Source organism: Lentilitoribacter sp. JB5-8 (genome assembly GCF_055693385.1).
This window is the reverse complement of record NZ_CM146332.1, coordinates 543,943-563,760: the sequence shown is the minus strand read 5'-3', so window position 1 is coordinate 563,760 and position 19,818 is coordinate 543,943. Positions and strand designations below refer to the sequence as shown.

Sequence of the window (19,818 nt, the reverse complement as noted above, 5' to 3'; positions counted from 1 at the left end):
TAATATCTTTCTGAATGTTGTGATTTTTGATGCTTGGACTATCTAAATATCTACCCATTTTAAAATGGGGTAGAACCTATAATTCGACAAATTTTACCAATGATATGATGGCGGCGGTGATTGTGACGATCATGCTCATTCCGCAATCGTTGGCCTATGCTTTGTTGGCAGGACTGCCTGCGGAAATGGGTCTTTATGCATCGATCATTCCCATTGTTTTATACGCTATTTTTGGCACCAGTAATGCATTGGCTGTTGGGCCGGTTGCAGTCGTATCGCTTATGACCGCAGCAGCTGTTAGCCGGATTGCTGACCCTGGGTCAGCAGATTATATCATAGCGGCGATCACGCTGGCATTCTTATCCGGTGTGTTTCTGGTTTTTATGGGAATGTTCCGTTTGGGTTTTTTGGTGAATTTCTTATCGCATCCCGTGATTGCGGGCTTTATCACAGCATCAGGTACGATCATTGCTGCCAGTCAACTTAAGCACATATTTGGGATTTCAGCTGAAGGGCATAATTTCGTTGAGTTGCTGATCTCACTTGGCGACAATTTACATCAAATGAATTGGTACACATTTTCTATCGGTATTTTCGTGCTGGCTTTTTTGTTTTTGATGCGTGGTTATCTCAAACCTTATTTGGTTAAGCTCGGAGTATCGCCTAGAATTGCTGACGTGAGCGCCAAGATTGGTCCAGTCTTTGCGGTTATTGCAACGATTGTTGTCGCATGGGTTTTTGATCTGTCGCGTTATGACGTTGCGCTGGTTGGCAACGTGCCGCAAGGCTTGCCACCGCTTACTGCGCCGTCATTTTCTCTCGATCTTTGGATATCGCTCATTGGTTCTGCAATGCTGATTTCTGTGATTGGATTTGTTGAATCGATTTCCGTTGCGCAAACCCTTGCAGCAAAAAAACGTCAGCGCATTTCACCTGATCAGGAATTGGTGGGATTAGGCGCTGCCAATATCGGTGCATCTTTCTCGGGTGGATTTCCTGTGACAGGTGGATTTTCTCGATCTGTGGTGAACTTTGATGCGGGTGCAGATACCCCAGCCGCTGGTGCGTTTACAGCACTTGGATTGGCCTTTGCGTCTATTTTTCTCACGCCACTGATTTTCTTTCTTCCAAAGGCGACGCTGGCCGCAACGATTATCATCGCGGTTTTATCCTTAGTAGATTTTTCGATTTTGAAGAAAACCTGGAATTATTCAAAAGCTGATTTCATTGCCGTTTTAACAACAATTCTGATCACGCTTGTTTTGGGTATTGAAGCAGGTGTGACCGCAGGCGTGGTGATTTCTATTTTTATCCATCTTTATAAATCATCGCGCCCTCATATGGCGGTTGTGGGTCAGGTGCCCGGTTCGGAACATTACAGAAATGTGCTTCGGCATGAGGTAATCACTGATCCGCATATTCTTTCTGTACGCGTTGATGAAAGCTTATATTTTGCCAATGCGCGATTTTTAGAAGATGCGGTTTATGATTTAGTGGCGCAAAATGAAGACATCCGCCATGTCTTGCTGCAATGCTCAGCAATTAACGCAATCGATATGAGTGCATTTGAATCGATGGAAGCCTTGAATGAACGTCTAAAAGATAATGGTGTGACGTTTCATCTAACGGAAGTAAAAGGTCCGGTGATGGATCGTTTGGAGCGGACAGATTTCACATCGCACTTAACTGGAAAGATATATCTTTCGCAACATTGCGCTGTTAAAGAACTAAGACGCATGGGCGTAACTTGATATATTTATGCTCTATTATACTGTCTGATTGCAGAGGGTTTTATGGATCTTGATTTAGCATTGATCGACAAAGATGTTTGGCAGTGTTTTAAGAATGCCTGCGAAGAGCGTGATCATGATCTACGCTATTTATCGCTTGCAACTTTGTCCCATGATCAAGTGCCTGTCAGCCGCTTGCTTGTGTTGCGCGGCGTGAATGTGCAAGAACGCCAGCTAATGTTTCACACCGATATTAAAAGCGACAAATGGGCGGAACTTACTGCGCATCCCAAAGCATCCATTTTGGGATTTAGCGAACGAGCTGGTCAGCAATATCGCTTTAATGGCCACGCGGAATTGCTAGCGCCAAATTCTGATATCAATCAGATTGAATGGGATAAGTTGTCTGTATGGACCAAAAATACCTATTGTGGTGGCCCACCTGGCGAAGAAACACGGGCGCCCCAATCTGGTGAAAATGCCAAGGAAGCAATGTCGCCAACACCAGAACAATTGGTAAAAGGTCGAGCGCGATTTGGGGTGATTTTGTTTAAAGCCGACAGCTTGGATTGGTTCCAGCTTAAGCGTTCGGACAATCGAAGGGCGATCTTCTTCTATGCTGATCAAGGCGATACAAAATCGTCTAAATGGATTAACCCGTAGCGAGTCGTGAAAATCTGTATTTAGATCGCAAGTAATGTATCAATGAGTGGTGAGTTGGGAACCTTTAATCCATCGATCACATTGAAGTGGTTTTTGTCGGGTTCTTCGACGATGGTAACTTTGGCGCCTAATCCGTACCACATATTGGCTATTAGCGCATTTTGGCGCAGAAACTCTGACAGTTCTGCACCGCCCACCCACGCGACCAATGGAATATTTTGATAGGGTCTTTTAAGTGCTGGGCTTGCAGCGCTCGCGCTAATCAGATCAAGACCTAAAATCTCATTCATTTTGGTGTTTAAGAGTGGGCGCAGATCACTTAATCCCGAAATAGATACCACTTTTTGAAGGCGTAAACGCACGCTTTCTTCAAGTGGTGAACCTTCACTCATCATTTCACATACAAGATGACCACCAGCGGAATGTCCTGACAAGATAATGGGGCCTTCTATTTCTTTGGCAACCTGATTTATGGCTTGCCCGATCATTTGAGTTATCTCGTTGATGGTTACATCGGGGCATAATTCGTAGCTTGGCATACAAACCGCCCAACCTCGTTTGACCGCACCTTCGGCGAGATGTGACCAGACCGATTTACTGGTTCGGTGCCAATACCCGCCGTGAACAAAAACCACGAGTCCTTTTGGTACGCTGTCGGGCAAGAAAACATCGTAGACCATGCGTTCTGATGGGCCGTAGGACACATCCAATTTGCAGATGGTTTTGGAACGATATTCAGCCGCTTCAATTGGCAGATTAGCAACTAAATCGTCAACATTTGGCACATATCCACGATTGTCATAAGCCTGATCCCAATCAAGAATTGGAAACTGGATTTTGTGATGTGTTGACATAATTCACACTGCCTCCTTGAAGAATTCATAGTCAAATTAGCGTTGTTGACCAATTATTGGCAACAACATAGAACAAGTTACTTGTGTAAATTACAGACATGAAAAGAATTATCTCAATGGCATTGACTGATCCTGACCGCTTATTCCCGATCGAATCTTCTGCGCGAAAACTAACGCGCGAACTTTATGAGGCGATTAGTGATCTTCCCATTATTAGTCCGCATGGGCACACCGATCCCAGCTGGTTTGCACTGAACGAACATTTTATTGATCCAGCACAGCTTTTTGTCGTGCCTGATCACTATGTGTTTCGCATGCTAGTGTCGCAAGGTGTCAAATTGCCTGATCTCGGGGTGCCATATTCAGATGGCGCATCAGAAAACAAAGACCCGCGCGATATCTGGCAGCTTTTTGCTAAAAACTATCATCTGTTTCGTGGTACGCCATCGCAAATGTGGCTTGATCATTCGTTTGAGCATGTTTTTGGAATTGATGAAGTCTTGTCAGAAGATACCGCCGATCAATATTATGATCACATTGATGCAAAGCTTAAGGATGATGCTTACCGCCCAAGACAATTATTTGAGCGCTTTGGCATTGAGGCGATTGCCACAACGGAATCCGCGCTTGATGATCTTAAATGGCATCAACAAATCAATGACAGTGATTGGAATGGAAGGGTGATCACCACCTATCGACCCGATGCAACGGTGGATCCCGAGTTTGAAGGCTTTGCGGATAATGTGCGCCAATTGGGTCAACTCACCGGGCAAGATGCAACAAGCTGGCAGGGTTACTTAAAAGCGCATCAATTAAGACGCGCTTACTTTAAAGAAATCGGTGCAACAGCAACAGATCATGGTCATGTAACGGCGAGAACTGAAGATCTGCCATTGGCTGAGATTGAAGCGTTGTTTGATAAAATCATGTCGGGCAAATTTACTGCTGATGAAGCGGATTGTTTCAGAGGACATATGCTAACAGAAATGGCACGGATGAGTTTGGAAGATGGATTGGTGATGCAAATTCATGCTGGCTCTTATCGCAATCATTCTAAAACAGTTTTTCAAACACATGGTCGCGATAAAGGTTTTGATATCCCAACGTCAACAAACTATGTTACAGCACTTAAGCCGATGCTCGACGCTGTTGGCATGGAGCCTGATCTTACAATCATCATATTTACACTGGATGAAACGGTTTATAGCCGCGAATTAGCGCCACTTGCAGGTGCCTATCCGGCGCTAAAGCTGGGTCCTGCATGGTGGTTCTTTGATAGCTATGAGGGCATGAAGCGATATCGTGAAGCTGTGACTGAAACTTGCGGTTTTTATAATACGGTTGGGTTTAATGATGACACGCGGGCATTTTGTTCCATACCTGCACGTCATGATGTGGCGCGCAGGTCTGATTGTGCGTATCTCGCCGAACTTGTTTTAACTGGTCGCCTTCGCAAGGCAGACGCATTTGAACTCGCGCATGATCTAACTTATCGATTGGCCAAGGAAGCCTATCGTCTTTAGGTCTTGTTATGCTGCTTCCATACAACGCCGGCATAAAGTTGTGTGTAATACAGCTTCCAAGCGTTCATCTGAGATTGGACCTTCGCAAGACAGACAAATGCCATAGACATCATTGTCGATGCGGCTGAGTGCGGTGTCTATTGCTTTGATCTCAGTGTATTCTGCTTCAATCTGCGCTTCCATCACTTCATCACCCTCACTGGCTGTTGCGCGATCTTCGCTGTCATTTGGTTTTGGATCATCTAGGCGATCTTCATAAGTCTCGATCATGTTTGCTAATTCACGGCGACGCTTTTGAAGGCGAGATTTAAAATGTGCGATATCAACCATTGTGAGGTCCCTTCATATTTAATGTGCGGATCTTGTTAGAACCTGCACGATTATTTGATGAGAAAATCATAAAGATCAGAAAAGTCGCTGTATTTGATTCAGCTCAATGAATTTGCCGAAAATAGTCTTTATTATAAGCGTGAACTGAAGACGGATAGGACATGTCATGACACTTCATCTGATTATACACTCGCTTGTGGCAATGCTGATTACGTGGGTTGGCTTGATTGCAATCATTGTCGCCGATATGTTTTCATGGCCTTATCTCATTGGGTGTTTTCTGATAGGTATTATCATTGCAATTCCCGTTACCTATCTTGTTTCTAAGAAGATTAGCTAGTAATAAGATATTGATTTTTATATATTTTATATCCTTTACAATTCTTTACATAAACGACAAACGTCAGAAACAATGCCTTGCTAAATTCTCATCATGTTGAGACCACGGAGCAGCGGCAAACAGGAAAAAGAGCTCTCCAAATCTCGTAAATGAAATTTAAAAAGGAGCTTATTATGACGAAGGAAAATGAAACACAAAAGAACGCATTTGAAATGACACGCGGTAAAATCATCGCGCTGAGTGTTGGCGCGGTTGCCATTTTAGGATCAGCAATTGCTGTTCCAGCGATTGCGAATAGCAATGTTGCACAGCATGCAAAAATCGCGATGACCGATATGGACAGCAATGATGTTTATAAAGCGGGTTGGGGTGGCAAGAGATCAGGCTTTTCGCAAATGAGCGAAGCTGAACTTGAAAAACGTGTTACAAAAATCGCACGTCATATGTCAGTTGAAATTGATGCAACAGATGCGCAGGAAAAGCAGATCATCGAGATTGCTCTCGCAACAGCAAAAGAGATGCAGCCATTGCGTGACGAGTTTAAAGCTGCAGGATTTGAACTTGTAAACTTGCTGACATCGGACACAGTTGATCGTGCTGCGATTGAAGCGCTTCGAGCAGAACGCCTAGCGGCAGCTGATACAATTAGTAAAACGATGTTGGATGCTGTGTCCGAAGTATCAGAAATCCTAACAGTTGAACAACGTCAAGGATTGGCTGAGCGTGTTGAGCGTATGCAAAAGCGTTTTAACGACTAGTTTAACTGGTTAAAAACAGATCATTTATCTCTCTCCCAAGACTAACCAACGGGCACTCTGAAAGCGAATTATCCGCTCAAAGGGTTCCGTTGGCTGGTCATTTTATGTAACAGTCCATGTTGAATATAAATCAAAATCAAAGGCTTGATATGTCACAATCCATTCTCTTAATTGAAGATGACAACCGCTTGGCGGATATGGTCAGTGATTATCTGCAAAGCAATGGTTATCATGTGCAGATTGCTCCCAATGGCGCGAGCGGTATTCAGCTTGAAGGTGATAAGAATTTTGACGTGATCATTTTAGATCTCATGCTGCCGGATATGGATGGTTTAGATATTTGCCGGGTGATAAAAGCGCGCTCGGACATACCCATTATCATGCTCACTGCCAAAGGTGACCCTATGGATCGAGTTGTTGGATTAGAACTTGGCGCCGATGACTATATGGGTAAGCCGTTTGAGCCACGTGAACTTTTGGCCCGAATTAAAGCGGTTATGCGCCGTGGTCAAACCAAACAAACGACCCAAAACAGTTTGCAATTTGGACGTCTTGAAATTGACCCTGATGCAATGATTTGCTCACTTGATCAAAAACCATGTGAATTGACCTCTCATCAATTTACGCTTTTGCACACATTGGCTGAATCCGCTGGTCGAGTTCTTTCGCGTGATATGCTGATTGATCGTTTAAAGGGACAAGAATTTGATGCTTTTGATCGTTCGATTGACGTTCATATTTCGCGCATTCGCAACCAGATTGAAGATGATCCTAAACATCCCAAACGTATTCTAACAATACGTGGTGCGGGCTATGTGTTTGCGTTGAAGCAGGATTAAGCCATGATCAGACGCCGCCTTCATTTACAGATTTACGCAACGATTATCTTCAGTTTGATTCTCGTTGTTTTGCTGACATCCATGTTCTTTTGGATTGGTAATCGCGATGATACTGATTTTGAGTTTAAACGCGCTGCAGGTCAGCTCGCGATTAATATTTTGCCGCATGCAGATCAGCCTGTCGCACAGCAAAATAGTGCTTTGCAGGAGTTGTTTAAAGATATTGATGTGAATGTGAGCCTGTTTAACGAAGATGGTCAGCTTGTGACCTCTATTGGCGAAGCATTTGAATTTCCGTTTGATGAAGATGATAAACAAGGCATGCATCATCAGGGAACTAATCAAGGTTTTTTAGCAAAATTACCAGATGGCCGCTGGCTATTTACCGGTCGTCAAAGTGAGCGATTTTCTGACAATGGTTTTGTGAAATTGCTTTTGGTACTAAGTTCAATTGCGTTGGGCATTGGTTTGGCATCTTATCCTTTAGTCAAGCGCTTAACGCGCCGGTTGGAAAATCTCAAAACTGGTGTTGAGCAAGTGGGAATGGGTGATCTGAAAACCCGCGTGGTCGTTGAGGGCAAAGACGAGATTGCTAGCCTTGCTGAGAGTTTTAATCATGCAACGGCGCAGATCGAAAACCTTGTTGCTTCCCACAAAACACTCCTTGCCAATGCATCGCATGAATTGCGTACGCCGTTGTCTCGTATTCGCTTAGGTCTTGAAATGTATCAATCCGGCCATGAGCAAAAACGTCTTGATGCCTTGCGCTCAGATATTGAAGAACTTGATGGTTTGATTGAAGAGATCTTGTTGATGAGCCGTCTTGATAGCGCCAATTCAACGCTTGTGACCGAGGCTGTCGATTTAGAACAAATTATCGATGAGGAATGCGAGCGGTACACGGATATCAAATTAAATGGCTCTGCGCCGATGATTGATGGCAATGCCGGTTTGCTCAAGCGTGTTGTCCGAAATCTGATCGGTAATGCATTTAAACATGGCAAGCCACCCGTGATTGTCGAACTTGGTCAATCAGATAATCATGTGATGTTTATTGTTACCGATCATGGAGACGGGGTTTCTCAAGCTGATAAGCAGAAGATTTTCGAGCGCTTTTATCGCGGTGCTGATCGGCAAAATGTCGAAGGCTATGGTTTGGGTCTATCGCTGGTGAAGCAGATCATCGATGCACATAAGGGCACGATTGAGGTTGTTGATGGCAAGGGTTTTGTGATCAAGGTCACCTTGCCGATCAACCACGTTAAAGCTTAACTGCGCACCTTCTCATTTTGCGGATCATAACGGCACATGTCGGCAATTTTCGCAGGTGACAACTTATCAATATGTTGAACGATTAGCTCAGCATCCGGCTTATTATGTTCAGGGTTTATAAAGCCAAGTGCTATGTTCTCACCAGTACGATACCCCCAGGCAGCTGATGTGATTGTGCCAACAACCTTATCATTGTAAATGATTGAATCGCCGGGTTGGGCAGGTGCTTTATAATCGTCGATTGTGAGCGAAACGAATTCACGGCGTGGGCCTTGTTTCATATTCTTCTCAAGCCCCTCTTTGCCGATGAACTCCTTGTCCATTTTCACAAATCTGGCCAAATCGCTTTCCATTGGGTCAAACTCAGTAATTAAGTCCGCTTTCCAGTGACGATAACCCTTTTCCAATCGCATGCTCTCTGTTGCGTAAAGGCCGAATGGTTTCATGCCAAACTCTTGTCCTGCGTTCTGCAGGACATCAAAGGCATAGGCTAATTGTTCATTGGCAATATGAAGCTCCCATGCAAGTTCACCGGAAAATGAAACTGCCATGGCAATGGCTTCGACATGTCCGATATGAACTTTCTGACAGGAGAGCCATTTAAAACTATCTTTTGACCAGTCGGTGCGCGGGGCAGCTTTTTGCAAAACATTTCGCGATTTCGGTCCTGCCACGACAAGAATATTGTGCGTGTTTGTCAGGCTTTTGATCGTAATATCACTGTTTTCTGGCAAGTGTTCATGAAGCCAATCCCAGTCATGGTATTCAGATGCGGCAGCCGATCCATACCAAATTTTGTTGTCTTCAATATTAGCGAGCGTAGCTTCACCTTTTACATTCCCATCGTGATTGAGGAAATATGTCAAACCAACCCGGCCAACTTTTTTGGGAACGCGGCTGCACATGATTTTATCCAACCATTCGTGAGCATCCTCACCGCAGATTTCATATCGGTTAAAGCCGCATACTTCCATAATGCCGACATTATCTTGCAGGTTTTCAATTTCACTGCGCACAATATCAAATGCGTTGGTGAACTTAAATGAGTGCTTTTCAACAAAATCACCTTCTGGTTTGTAAAAAAGCGCGCGTTCCCAACCATTAACCGTTCCAAATTCAGCACCCATGTCTGCAAGCTTGGAGGTAAGTTGTGTTGTCTTGATTGGTCGCCCTGCTGGTCGATGTTCGTGCGGCATGTGGAAACGAAATTCGTTTTGATAGTCTTCAATAGATTTCAGGGCTGTATATTCTTCGGTTGCATAACGTGTAAAGCGGCGCGGATCGAGGCACCATGTGTCATAGCATGCTTCACCATGGGCGATGATCTGCGCAAGTAGCCAGCCATGCCCACCACCTTCGCCAAGACCGGCTCTGAGACCAGTAATACAATAGGCGTTTCTTTTGCCTGGGATTTTACCCACAAGCGGCAGACCATCTGGTGTATAGGTGATCGGTCCATTGACGATGGATTTAATGCCCGCGGTTTGTAAGCACGGTAGTCGTGCAAACGCGCCTTCCATCACATCAACCACACGATCTAGATCATCCGGGCATAAAGCCATTGTGAAATTTGGATCAATACCATCAAGACCCCAGGTCCGGCAGTCTTGCTCATAAAACCCGATCAGAAGACCTTTCTTTTCTGCTCTTTGATAAAAATCATCTGTAGGGCAACGAATGAGTGGTGTGCGGAATTCATCGCCAAGCGCAACGATTTCCGGGATGTCTTCGGTGAGCATATATTGATGTTCCATCGATGCGACCGGATGCTCGACGCCCATCATTTTGCCGATTTCGTTGCAGCGATAGCCGCCAGCATTGACGATCATCTCACAGGAAATGTCACCATCTTTGGTATGAACAATCCAAGTCCCGTCGTCTTTTTGCGTGAGATCTTCCACGGGGTTAAATCGATAGATCTCCGCCCCTGCATTGCGCGCACGTCGTGCCAGCGCCTGACATAATTGTGCCGGATCGATATCGCCATCAAGCGGATCCCATAATGCACCTAATAAATTGTCAGTGGTTATGAGTGGATGTCGTTTTTTACATTCTTCCGGATCGATAATTTCCCAGTCGACATCCATGCCTTTTGCGACCGATAAAAAATGCGCATAGCCATCCATGTGATCTTGTGTAGATGCGAGGCGCAATCCGCCTGTACCGTGATGATAATTGATCGGATAATCTGGATCATCCGCCATTTCTTTGTATAGATTTATCGAATGCGTCTTCAGACCGATCATTGTTTGGTTGGCACCGAAATTGGTCACTTGGGCTGCAGAATGCCAAGTTGTTCCTGATGTGAGTTCATCCCGTTCGACCATCACACAATCGGTAATACCTTCTTGCGTTAGGTGATAAAGTGTTGAACATCCGCCAATGCCACCACCAATTACGACAACTTGAGTATGTTGCTTCATGTCAATCTCCAAAATTTGTTACAAAAACTATTGAAGAGACGACCTGATAAGGTCAATTGGATTGCTCTTTATTTAGAATAACTAAATTTAAGTTTAAGGAAAATAGAATTATAAAACGCGCACTGCACCATCGGCAAAAGCCAATTCTTTCGCGACGCGTTCCAGCATAATATCCGTCAAGGTCGCTTTAAGATGATTGGTAAATGCCAAAGGTATTTCACCGAGCGTATCGCGTCTTGCATAGACCGATATCGTCCGTGCAAAATTTGGTATGGGCAAGGGTGAAGCGATAAAACAATCATCTACAGGATAGTCTTGTTTGAATGAACCAAGATAAGCCATCGCAGTGGTGATCGCCCAACCGTCAAACTGTTTAATCATTGAAAGCAAGGCATGATTTGTTGAGCATTCAAAGCCAAATTTCGGAACATTTTTTGTCCGCCTTAACTGTGCTTCGATTTGGCGTCCGATTAATTGTTCTTGCGAATACCGCATAAATGGATGCTGCATAAGCTCATCAATTGGAGCCTTGGCGAGTTTTTCAGATGCGGTCACCAGAATAAAAGGATCATGCAAGATGGTATGGGCCTCTACCCAATCTATATCACTGGTTTTGTCCGCAGCGATGATTATGTCGGCACCGCGGCTTGATAAGGTCGCATGGCTTTCATGGCTTGCGCCGCTATTGATATAAAAATTGGATTGCGGATATGTCTTTCGCAATTTGGCAAGTAGAGTTGGCAAAACTTCATTATCAAAGTCTTCAATAGCGCCAATGCGAATATCCATTTTTGGTGCATGTTTGGCGCTGGATAATTCGACTTTAGCAACAGTCACTTCGTCTAAAATTGCCCGAGCACGTGGCGCAAAAATTTCACCAGCAGCTGTTAATTGAAACCGCCTTGCTGATCGCTCAATAAGCCGGGCGTCGAGTATTTGTTCTAGATTTGAGAGTTGTAACGAAACAGATGATGGACTTGAGCCCAATCGTTTCGCTGCCTTTGAAATCGATTGCTCTTCAATTGCGGCCACAAACACTTCAACGGCTCTGAATGATAATCGTGATTTATCGTTCTTTTGCATCGGTTTTCTCAAATCTAAAAATCGAATTACTTGAACCATATTTATTGCGCTTGTCGAAACAAAGCGCAAGCGTAATAGTTTTGACCAAGGAGTAATGATGGTTGAACGCAAACTCAAACGAGCAGGTGGTCGTGCAAGCCGCGTTGCGGCACGGCAGGCACCGCAATCAGAATTTGATCCAAGCGCACCCGGTCAAATCGGTGGGCAATATCGACCCCTAAATGAGCACCAGCTCCTTCAAACCCTTAATACGGCTTATAAGATACTCGCCGAAATTGGCATGGCTGAGGTGCCACAAGTCATCGAAGACTTGGCCCTATCAAAGGGTGCTTACCTTAATGATCGCGGACGTTTATGTTTTTCCAGATCGATGATGGAAGACATTATTGTTGGCGCGGCTAAAAGCTTCATATATTGCGGTCGGGATCCAAAACACGATTTTGAGGTTGGCGGCGATAAAGTCTATTTCGGAACGGGCGGCGCAGCTGTTCAGACGCTTGATCTGCAGGAGGGGGTATACCGTCCTTCGACGCTCAATGATCTTTATGATTTTACACGGCTGATCGACACGCTCGAAAATGTCAGCTGGTTTACACGCTGCTGTGTGGCAACAGATGTGCCAGATAATTTCGATCTTGATATCAATACGGCCTATGCCTTGCTGCGCGGCACAACCAAGCCAGTTGGAACAAGTTTTACGCTTGCAAACAGCGTAGACCCCATCATTGATATGTTTGATATTGCGATGGGTGGTGAAGGTGCATTTGCAAAACGGCCATTTTGTAAAGCGCATATTTCTCCGGTGATTTCGCCTTTGCGCTATGGCGAAGATGCTGTTGATGTGACGATTGCTTGCATAAAACGTGGTGTTCCAATTAATTCGATCATCGCGGCACAATCTGGTGCCACTGCACCGGCAACGCTTGCAGGAATGCTTGCGCAAACAACCGCAGAAACACTTGCTGGTCTTGCGCTGGTGAATTTGCTTGAACCTGGTTATCCGATGATCTTTTCAAACTGGCCGTTGGTGATTGATTTGCGTACTGGTGCTTTTTGTGGTGGTGGTGGCGAGATCTCAGTTATGAATGCTGCAGCAGCACAGATTTCAAATTACCTTGGTTTGCCATCGGGTGTTGCATCTTCGATGAGTGATGCAAAATCTGTAGATGCTCAGATGGGTGCTGAAAAAGCGTTGAGCGCATTAGCTGCGGGGTTATCAGGTGCGAATATGGTTTATGAAAGCTCTGGCATGATGGCCAGTCTTTTAGGTGCTTCATTTGAGGCATTCGTGCTTGATAATGAAATGCTCAGCCATGTGCATCGCACGATACGTGGCATTGAAGTTAATGAAGAAACGCTGGGCTTTGAGGCTATCAAAGAAGCCGTTTACGGAGAGGGGCATTTTCTGGGTGGCTCTCACACGATGGATGCGATGCAACGAGATTATTACTATCCAAAAATAGCCAACCGCGATGACCCTCGCAGTTGGGCAGATAATGGACGCGTTGATGCTTGGTGTGCTGCAAAACAAAAAGCTCTATCGATTTTAGATAGCCATCACCCGGATTATCTATCGTTTGAGGCGGATCAGAAAATTCGCGAACGTTTTAATATCCTGCTTGATTAGGATGATTTAAAATCTGCTTGACCTTCCAGTCACTGTAACCCTTATAACGGGGTTAAGAAACTGGATAATTGGATATGACAGATATAAATTCCTCAGAACATACATGTGATCACCACCATCATGATGACGGCTCGGTTTCACAAACCGTTACGGATCTTTTTGAAGCAGCAACAATTGCAGTTGATGGGACTGTGAGAGACCCTGTGTGTGGCATGAGTGTTAAGCTGGGGAATAACAAACCATCGCTTAAATATAATGGTGATGAGTTTCATTTTTGTAATCCAAAATGCCACGATAAATTTGAGGTTGATCCATATTTTTATCTCTCTGGCAACAAAGCCAAACAATCTCAATCTGCTCCAAAAAACGCGATATATACTTGCCCAATGGATCCTGAAATTGTTCAGGAAGGACCAGGAACCTGCCCAATTTGTGGGATGGCGCTTGAACCGGCGGATGGAATATCTGATGGTCCCAATCATGAATTGATAGATTTCACCAGGCGATTGTGGGTGAGTTTAATCGCGGCTGTACCACTGATGATTTTAACTATGGGGCCAATGCTAGGGCTTCCAATTCGTCAATTTTTTGGGGAACAAAACTCGCTTTATTTGGAATTTTTGCTCGCAACACCTGTTGTGCTATGGGCAGCGTTTCCGTTTTTTGCACGTGGTTTGACCTCGATTAAAACATGGAACTTAAATATGTGGACCCTGATTATGATCGGGGTGGGTGCCGCTTACCTATATTCCACAATTGCAACCTTTTTCCCAAATCTGTTCCCCGATGGTTTGCAGATGCAAGGTGGGCATTTGCCGGTCTATTTTGAAGCCTCAGTGGTCATTATCGCGCTTGTTTTTGTCGGGCAAGTTTTGGAATTGCGTGCGCGTGAACGAACAGGTGATGCAATTAAAGCGCTGCTTGATTTGTCTCCTAAAACTGCGCGTCGCGTGTTAGAAAATGGCGAAGAATATGATGCACCGCTAGAGAATATCATACAAGGTGACGTGCTGCGTGTTCGTCCAGGCGAGGCCATACCGGTCGATGGTGTCATCACCGATGGACAATCAAGTATAGATGAAAGCATGATGACCGGTGAAGCTATACCAGTTGAAAAATCTATCGGTGATCATGTCACCGGCGGCACTATTAATAAAAATGGTACGATGATTATAAAGGCCATGAAAGTGGGTGATGAAACCGTTCTGGCTAAGATTGTGTCCATGGTTGCTTCAGCGCAAAGATCACGTGCACCAATTCAGGGCCTTGCCGATAAGGTTGCCTCTTATTTTGTGCCGACAGTGGTACTGGTCGCAATTATTGCGTTTGTGATCTGGCTCATCGTCGGACCGGAACCTTCGTTTGTTTTTGCAATTGTTTCAGCGGTGTCTGTTCTTATTATTGCCTGTCCATGTGCTCTGGGACTGGCTACTCCTATGTCGATTATGACGGCAACAGGGCGCGGTGCACAGGCGGGCATTTTGATAAAGGACGCTGAGGCGCTTGAACGGCTAGCAAACGTAGATGTGTTGGTCGTTGATAAAACCGGTACACTGACATTGGGTAATCCAGAGCTAAATCAGATCCTCGTTTTAAGCGAGAAGATCGATGAAGATAAAATTTTGGAATTTGCCGCTGGGTTAGAATATGCATCCGAGCACCCTTTGGCAGAATCGATTGTGAGCGCAGCGCAGGACCGCGGGATAAAACCTGCGCAAATTAACGGATTTTCCTCTGTCACAGGAAAAGGTGTGAAGGCGCAAATTAATGGCAAGGACGTAGCAATTGGGAATATGGCTATGATGCAAGCCCATGCGATCGATGTTGCGCATGTCTCAGATCAGGCCAATAAGTTGCGCGAAGGTGGGAATACTGTGATGTTTATCGCTATTGCTGGCGAGCTAGCTGGTCTTTTATCTGTCGCGGATCCGATTAAATCAAACGCACATGAGGCTGTTTCGCGTATTCAAAACCTTGGCATAAATGTCATTATGGCAACGGGTGATAACCGTGTGACAGCGGAATCTGTTGCCACAAAACTTGGCATTTCAGATATTCGTGCAGAAATATTGCCAGAGGATAAGAAAGCTCTGGTGGATGAACTACATGCCAAAGGCTTTAAGGTCGCAATGGCCGGTGATGGGATTAATGACGCACCTGCATTGGCGGCCTCTGAAGTTGGGATCGCCATGGGAACCGGTGCGGATGTTGCGGTTGAAAGCGCATCGATTACCTTGCTTTATGGAGATTTGATGGGCGTGGCTCATGCGCGAATATTATCTCAGTCAACAATTAGTAATATTAAACAGAACTTATTTTTCGCATTTGCTTATAACAGCCTTGGTGTGCCGATTGCGGCTGGGATATTATATCCAATAACAGGACTATTGCTTTCACCTATGCTGGCTGCTGCGGCAATGAGTCTATCATCTGTATCTGTTATCTCTAATGCATTGCGCTTAAGATCACTTAATCTTGATAAAGCGTTGATTGAAAAATAACGCACAATACTTGATCCTAAAGGCATTGATCACTTTATGTAATAATGAAATGACAAAGAAAATGACTGACGATATAGAACTAGGCAAAGAGGCAACTCGAGATGAAAAACTCTCGTGCCGAGAAGCTATGTTTTTAAAAGCCAAGTCTATTGGATTTTCTCAAAAAGAAATCGCTCTTTTAGAGATGATGTATCGTTGTGATGAGGATCAGGACGAGAAATGAATATTGGGCAGGCAGCCAAGCTCTCAGCTTTATCAGTGAAAACAATCCGGTATTATGAAGATATTGAATTGGTAAGACCTGAGCGCCTCGAAAATGGTTATCGAGATTATTCTGACGCTGATATTCATTGTTTGATATTTTTGCAACGTGCTCGCGGATTAGGTTTTACAATTGAAGAATGTCGTTTGTTGTTGTCTTTGTACGAAGATGATCACCGTTCAAGCCGAGATGTTAAAACGATTGCGAATGATAAATTAGCTGAAATCGATCGAAAGATTGACGAGCTTCAAGCGCTTAAAAATACGCTGAAGACTTTGGTGAAAAACTGTCACGGCGATGATAAGCCTGATTGCCCAATCATCGATAATTTGGCCGGTCAGCCCACGCAGTAGCATCGAGTTTGTACGGTTGAGAAGCAGCGCTAGCGTTTGCCACCTATCCGATACTCTTTAAAATAATCGATCATATTGAGTTGTAGATTTGCAAATAAAACATATAAATTTCTTTTTTTAGAGTATGACTATTTTTTCATAGTTTAAATTAGCTTTAGAAAATTTAAGCGATGAAAAATTACACTATGTAACATTTTTCGAAATAAAATTTCTCAAATTAAACAATAGTTTAAATGCTCAAAAATTCGATTTTGCTATTACCTACTAAAAAATTAGTTGACATAAATGAGACAATCGGTGTTTCAATATAAAGGTCAGTTTGGGCTGACTCATATTGATTGGAGGAAAGAATGCAAAAATTATTGCTATGCACGGTAGCATCAATCGGATTGTTGAGTGGAATGAACTCAGCATTCGCTGATTCTGCTGCTGCAAAAAAATGGATTGACCAGGAGTTTCAACCATCTTCGCTGTCAAAAGATCAGCAGATGTCTGAAATGGAATGGTTTATCTCCGCAGCTGAGCCTTTCAAGGGCATGGAAATTAATGTACTGTCGGAAGGTATTCCAACACACTCATACGAATCAGAAGTTCTCACGAAAGCTTTTGAAGAAATCACAGGCATCAAAGTTAATCACCAGATTCTGGGCGAAGGTGAAGTGGTGCAGGCTGTGCAAACACAAATGCAGACGAAACGTAACCTATATGATGGTTATGTGAACGATTCTGATTTGATCGGTACACACTCGCGTTTGCAATTGGCTTATAACCTAACAGATCAAATGGCAGGTGAATGGTCTGGGACGACGTCACCGACGCTTGATCTTGAAGATTTCATGGGCACACAATTTACAACTGGTCCAGACGGCAAACTTTATCAGTTGCCTGATCAGCAGTTTGCTAACCTTTATTGGTTCCGCAAAGACTGGTTCGATCGCCCTGATCTGCAAGAAGCCTTTAAAGCGAAATATGGCTATGATCTTGGTGTTCCAGTGAACTGGTCAGCTTATGAAGATATCGCTGACTTCTTCTCAAAAGACGTTAAAAACATCGATGGCGTCGATATCTATGGTCACATGGATTACGGCAAGCGTGCACCTGATTTGGGCTGGCGCATGACGGATGCTTGGCTATCAATGGCCGGTGCTGGTTCAAAAGGCGAGCCAAATGGTGTGCCGATTGATGAATGGGGCATTCGCATGGAGCAAGGTTCTTGTAACCCTGCAGGTGCATCCGTATCACGCGGTGGTGCTGCCAACGGTCCAGCTGCGGTTTATGCGATCCGTAAATGGGATGAATGGCTACGTAACTATGCGCCTCCTGGTGCTGCGAGCTTTGACTTTTATCAGTCACTACCGGCTCTAAGCCAAGGTAATGTTGCTCAGCAGATCTTCTGGTACACAGCCTTTACAGCTGACATGGTGAAGCCAAAATCTGAAGGCAATAACACTGTCGATGATGAGGGCAACCCATTATGGCGCATGGCTCCATCACCACATGGTCCTTATTGGGAAAAAGGCCAAAAAGTTGGCTACCAGGATGTGGGTTCGTGGACATTCTTAAAATCAACACCAACAGATCGTGCGCAAGCTGCATGGCTTTATGCTCAGTTCGTGACATCTAAAACTGTTGATGTGAAGAAATCACATGTTGGTCTGACGTTTATCCGTGATTCATCTGTGAACCACGAAAGCTTCACCGAACGCGCATCAAAACTTGGTGGTTTGGTAGAGTTCTATCGTTCACCAGATCGTGTGGCTTGGTCTCCAACAGGTGTTAACGTTCCTGATTATCCGAAGCTTGCTCAAATTTGGTGGCAGCAAATTGGTGACGTGAACTCAGGTGCCTTTACACCACAAGAAGCTATGGATCGTCTTGCTGAAGAAATGGACATCACTATGGCTCGTATGCAGCGCGCTGATGAAGGTGCAAATGTATACGGTGGTTGTGGTCCTCGCTTGAACGAAGAAAAAGACCCTTCTGAATGGCTGGGTAAAGGCGGCGCGAAAGCTAAGCTTGATAACGAGAAGCCACAGGGTGAGACCGTTAATTATGATGAGCTAGTCGCACGTTGGAGTGCAAACTAAGTTCCTCCCGAAGTTGGAAACATAAATTCCGACAAGAGCTAGGGCCGAAATCGGCCCTAGCAATTCCGTAAAAATTCCTGATTTCAAATTACAGAAAATGGTGCTCCATGGCGCTCGAGCTAAAAAATATAACTAAAGTCGTTCAGGGCAAGACGCATATTAAGCCGACAAATCTTAAGTTAGAATCCGGTCATTTCAATGTTTTGCTTGGCGAGACAGGCGCTGGAAAAACATCGTTGATTAAGCTCATGGCAGGATTGGATTCGGTTGCTTCTGGCAGCATAGTCATGGACGGTGTTGATATTACCGAACAATCCACACAAATGCGCCGCATTAGTCTTGTACACCAGTTCTTTGTCAATTACCCGCATATGACTGTATTTGATAATATCGCTTCACCCTTGCGTGTTGCAAAGATGCCTGCATCAGAAATTGAAGGCCGGGTAGAAGAAGCTGCTGATATTTTAAAATTGCGCCCCATGCTTCATCGCAGACCCCATGAATTATCCGGTGGTCAGCAACAACGTACAGCGCTTGCGCGTGCGATTGCTAAGGACAGCCAGGCGGTGTTTTTAGATGAGCCGCTCGCGAACCTTGATTATAAATTGCGCGAAGAATTGCGCGAGTTACTACCTGAGCTTTTTGCCGGTCGTGGTGCTGTTGTTGTTTATGCCACATCAGAACCTGAAGAAGCATTGTTGCTGGGTGGGCAAACCGCATTGATGCAGGATGGTTATGTGCGTCAATTCGGAAACACAGCCGATCTTTATAGAAATCCTGAAAGTCTGATCGCTGCGAGGGTCTTTTCTGATCCGCCGATCAACCATGCTGATGTTGTTAAAAAAGGCGACAAGATTGAAATGGGTAACGTGTCCTGGAACGCAGGCAAGACGGCTTCAAACTTAGCTGATGGTAATTACCAAGTCGCCATTCGCCCGCATCATATTTTGCCAATGAAAACCGATAAGGCCAATATCGCAATTATCGGCCAAGTTGGTGTTACGGAACTAAGTGGATCTGAAAGTTCTGCGCATTTTGTCTTTGGTGATCATGCTTGGGTTTCGCTCTCGCACGGCGTTCATCCTTATCAGGTTGGTGAAGACCACACATTTTATATGAACCCATCGGAGTGCTTATATTTCGCTCCTGATGGAAGCCGGGCTGCGTGAGGTA

At 44.7% G+C, this 19,818-nt stretch carries 17 protein-coding genes; 13 read left to right on the top strand and 4 right to left on the bottom strand.

Going from position 1 to position 19,818, the window contains the following annotated elements; genetic code table 11:
* Window positions 1-29 precede the first annotated feature (29 nt).
* Both ACZ1GZ_RS02700 and ACZ1GZ_RS02695 read left to right on the top strand, forming a co-directional pair.
* Complete coding sequence (locus ACZ1GZ_RS02700; RefSeq protein ID WP_472666885.1) at window positions 30-1,751, top strand: SulP family inorganic anion transporter; 1,722 nt, start codon at window positions 30-32, stop codon at window positions 1,749-1,751.
* A gap of 42 nt (window positions 1,752-1,793) precedes the next feature.
* A complete protein-coding gene (locus ACZ1GZ_RS02695) occupies window positions 1,794-2,393 on the top strand; it encodes a pyridoxamine 5'-phosphate oxidase family protein (protein WP_472666884.1) in 600 nt (199 codons plus the stop codon).
* A 20-nt stretch (window positions 2,394-2,413) separates the two neighbouring features.
* Here ACZ1GZ_RS02695 and ACZ1GZ_RS02690 read toward each other — a convergent pair whose 3' ends face one another.
* Window positions 2,414-3,247 (bottom strand): alpha/beta hydrolase, encoded by an 834-nt coding sequence (locus ACZ1GZ_RS02690; protein WP_472666883.1) that lies wholly within the window; start codon window positions 3,245-3,247, stop codon window positions 2,414-2,416.
* Between the two features lie 116 nt (window positions 3,248-3,363).
* Between ACZ1GZ_RS02690 and uxaC the strand changes: the two genes are divergently transcribed.
* Window positions 3,364-4,770: a glucuronate isomerase gene (gene uxaC, locus ACZ1GZ_RS02685; protein ID WP_472666882.1), complete on the top strand. Its 1,407-nt coding sequence runs from the start codon at window positions 3,364-3,366 to the stop codon at window positions 4,768-4,770.
* A gap of 6 nt (window positions 4,771-4,776) precedes the next feature.
* Here the strand turns inward: uxaC and ACZ1GZ_RS02680 are convergent, their stop codons facing one another.
* Window positions 4,777-5,100 carry a TraR/DksA family transcriptional regulator gene (locus ACZ1GZ_RS02680; RefSeq protein ID WP_472666881.1) on the bottom strand — a complete coding sequence of 108 codons (324 nt, stop codon included), beginning with the start codon at window positions 5,098-5,100 and terminating at the stop codon, window positions 4,777-4,779.
* Window positions 5,101-5,266: 166 nt separating this feature from the next.
* On the opposite strand from ACZ1GZ_RS02680, the gene ACZ1GZ_RS02675 reads away from it, so the two are divergent.
* The 4 genes from ACZ1GZ_RS02675 to ACZ1GZ_RS02660 all read left to right on the top strand — a co-directional run bounded on the left by ACZ1GZ_RS02675 (window position 5,267) and on the right by ACZ1GZ_RS02660 (window position 8,309).
* Entirely contained in the window at window positions 5,267-5,440 is a 174-nt protein-coding gene (locus tag ACZ1GZ_RS02675; RefSeq protein WP_472666880.1) for a hypothetical protein, read from the top strand.
* A gap of 173 nt (window positions 5,441-5,613) precedes the next feature.
* Window positions 5,614-6,198: a Spy/CpxP family protein refolding chaperone gene (locus ACZ1GZ_RS02670; protein WP_472666879.1), complete on the top strand. Its 585-nt coding sequence runs from the start codon at window positions 5,614-5,616 to the stop codon at window positions 6,196-6,198.
* Window positions 6,199-6,347: 149 nt separating this feature from the next.
* On the top strand, window positions 6,348-7,037 hold the full coding sequence (locus ACZ1GZ_RS02665; protein WP_472666878.1) for a response regulator: 690 nt from the start codon (window positions 6,348-6,350) through the stop codon (window positions 7,035-7,037).
* A gap of 3 nt (window positions 7,038-7,040) precedes the next feature.
* On the top strand, window positions 7,041-8,309 hold the full coding sequence (locus ACZ1GZ_RS02660) for a sensor histidine kinase (protein ID WP_472666877.1): 1,269 nt from the start codon (window positions 7,041-7,043) through the stop codon (window positions 8,307-8,309).
* Here ACZ1GZ_RS02660 and ACZ1GZ_RS02655 read toward each other — a convergent pair.
* Window positions 8,306-10,732, bottom strand: coding sequence for a GcvT family protein (locus ACZ1GZ_RS02655; protein WP_472666876.1), 2,427 nt, complete (start codon window positions 10,730-10,732; stop codon window positions 8,306-8,308). The two genes, ACZ1GZ_RS02660 and ACZ1GZ_RS02655, sit on opposite strands and share 4 nt — an antisense overlap.
* 108 nt (window positions 10,733-10,840) lie before the next feature.
* Window positions 10,841-11,815 (bottom strand): LysR family transcriptional regulator, encoded by a 975-nt coding sequence (locus tag ACZ1GZ_RS02650; RefSeq protein ID WP_472666875.1) that lies wholly within the window; start codon window positions 11,813-11,815, stop codon window positions 10,841-10,843.
* A gap of 97 nt (window positions 11,816-11,912) precedes the next feature.
* Here ACZ1GZ_RS02650 and ACZ1GZ_RS02645 point away from each other — a divergent pair, with 97 nt between their 5' ends.
* From ACZ1GZ_RS02645 to ACZ1GZ_RS02620, 6 genes are all read left to right on the top strand, one after another.
* Window positions 11,913-13,442, top strand: a complete 1,530-nt coding sequence (locus ACZ1GZ_RS02645; protein ID WP_472666874.1) for a trimethylamine methyltransferase family protein — start codon at window positions 11,913-11,915, stop codon at window positions 13,440-13,442.
* Between the two features lie 74 nt (window positions 13,443-13,516).
* Window positions 13,517-15,943: a heavy metal translocating P-type ATPase gene (locus ACZ1GZ_RS02640; RefSeq protein WP_472666873.1), complete on the top strand. Its 2,427-nt coding sequence runs from the start codon at window positions 13,517-13,519 to the stop codon at window positions 15,941-15,943.
* Between the two features lie 61 nt (window positions 15,944-16,004).
* The gene (locus ACZ1GZ_RS02635; protein ID WP_472666872.1) at window positions 16,005-16,166 is read left to right on the top strand and encodes a hypothetical protein; all 162 of its coding nucleotides are present in this window, start codon (window positions 16,005-16,007) and stop codon (window positions 16,164-16,166) included.
* Window positions 16,163-16,558 carry a Cu(I)-responsive transcriptional regulator gene (gene cueR / locus ACZ1GZ_RS02630; RefSeq protein WP_472666871.1) on the top strand — a complete coding sequence of 132 codons (396 nt, stop codon included), beginning with the start codon at window positions 16,163-16,165 and terminating at the stop codon, window positions 16,556-16,558. The genes ACZ1GZ_RS02635 and cueR overlap by 4 nt, the downstream gene beginning before the upstream one ends.
* Window positions 16,559-16,908: 350 nt before the next feature.
* On the top strand, window positions 16,909-18,645 hold the full coding sequence (locus ACZ1GZ_RS02625) for an ABC transporter substrate-binding protein (protein ID WP_472666870.1): 1,737 nt from the start codon (window positions 16,909-16,911) through the stop codon (window positions 18,643-18,645).
* 107 nt (window positions 18,646-18,752) lie between these two features.
* Window positions 18,753-19,814, top strand: a complete 1,062-nt coding sequence (locus tag ACZ1GZ_RS02620; RefSeq protein WP_472666869.1) for an ABC transporter ATP-binding protein — start codon at window positions 18,753-18,755, stop codon at window positions 19,812-19,814.
* Window positions 19,815-19,818: the final 4 nt, after the last annotated feature.

Excerpts from the sequence above, each read along its gene's own strand:
- ACZ1GZ_RS02700 (WP_472666885.1), top strand. The coding sequence starts at position 30 with ATGCTTGGACTATCTAAATATCTACCCATTTTAAAATGGGGTAGAACC.
- ACZ1GZ_RS02695 (WP_472666884.1), top strand. The coding sequence starts at position 1,794 with ATGGATCTTGATTTAGCATTGATCGACAAAGATGTTTGGCAGTGTTTT.
- ACZ1GZ_RS02690 (WP_472666883.1), bottom strand. The coding sequence starts at position 3,247 with ATGTCAACACATCACAAAATCCAGTTTCCAATTCTTGATTGGGATCAG.
- uxaC (WP_472666882.1), top strand. The coding sequence starts at position 3,364 with ATGGCATTGACTGATCCTGACCGCTTATTCCCGATCGAATCTTCTGCG.
- ACZ1GZ_RS02680 (WP_472666881.1), bottom strand. The coding sequence starts at position 5,100 with ATGGTTGATATCGCACATTTTAAATCTCGCCTTCAAAAGCGTCGCCGT.
- ACZ1GZ_RS02675 (WP_472666880.1), top strand. The coding sequence starts at position 5,267 with ATGACACTTCATCTGATTATACACTCGCTTGTGGCAATGCTGATTACG.
- ACZ1GZ_RS02670 (WP_472666879.1), top strand. The coding sequence starts at position 5,614 with ATGACGAAGGAAAATGAAACACAAAAGAACGCATTTGAAATGACACGC.
- ACZ1GZ_RS02665 (WP_472666878.1), top strand. The coding sequence starts at position 6,348 with ATGTCACAATCCATTCTCTTAATTGAAGATGACAACCGCTTGGCGGAT.
- ACZ1GZ_RS02660 (WP_472666877.1), top strand. The coding sequence starts at position 7,041 with ATGATCAGACGCCGCCTTCATTTACAGATTTACGCAACGATTATCTTC.
- ACZ1GZ_RS02655 (WP_472666876.1), bottom strand. The coding sequence starts at position 10,732 with ATGAAGCAACATACTCAAGTTGTCGTAATTGGTGGTGGCATTGGCGGA.
- ACZ1GZ_RS02650 (WP_472666875.1), bottom strand. The coding sequence starts at position 11,815 with ATGCAAAAGAACGATAAATCACGATTATCATTCAGAGCCGTTGAAGTG.
- ACZ1GZ_RS02645 (WP_472666874.1), top strand. The coding sequence starts at position 11,913 with ATGGTTGAACGCAAACTCAAACGAGCAGGTGGTCGTGCAAGCCGCGTT.
- ACZ1GZ_RS02640 (WP_472666873.1), top strand. The coding sequence starts at position 13,517 with ATGACAGATATAAATTCCTCAGAACATACATGTGATCACCACCATCAT.
- ACZ1GZ_RS02635 (WP_472666872.1), top strand. The coding sequence starts at position 16,005 with ATGACTGACGATATAGAACTAGGCAAAGAGGCAACTCGAGATGAAAAA.
- cueR (WP_472666871.1), top strand. The coding sequence starts at position 16,163 with ATGAATATTGGGCAGGCAGCCAAGCTCTCAGCTTTATCAGTGAAAACA.
- ACZ1GZ_RS02625 (WP_472666870.1), top strand. The coding sequence starts at position 16,909 with ATGCAAAAATTATTGCTATGCACGGTAGCATCAATCGGATTGTTGAGT.
- ACZ1GZ_RS02620 (WP_472666869.1), top strand. The coding sequence starts at position 18,753 with ATGGCGCTCGAGCTAAAAAATATAACTAAAGTCGTTCAGGGCAAGACG.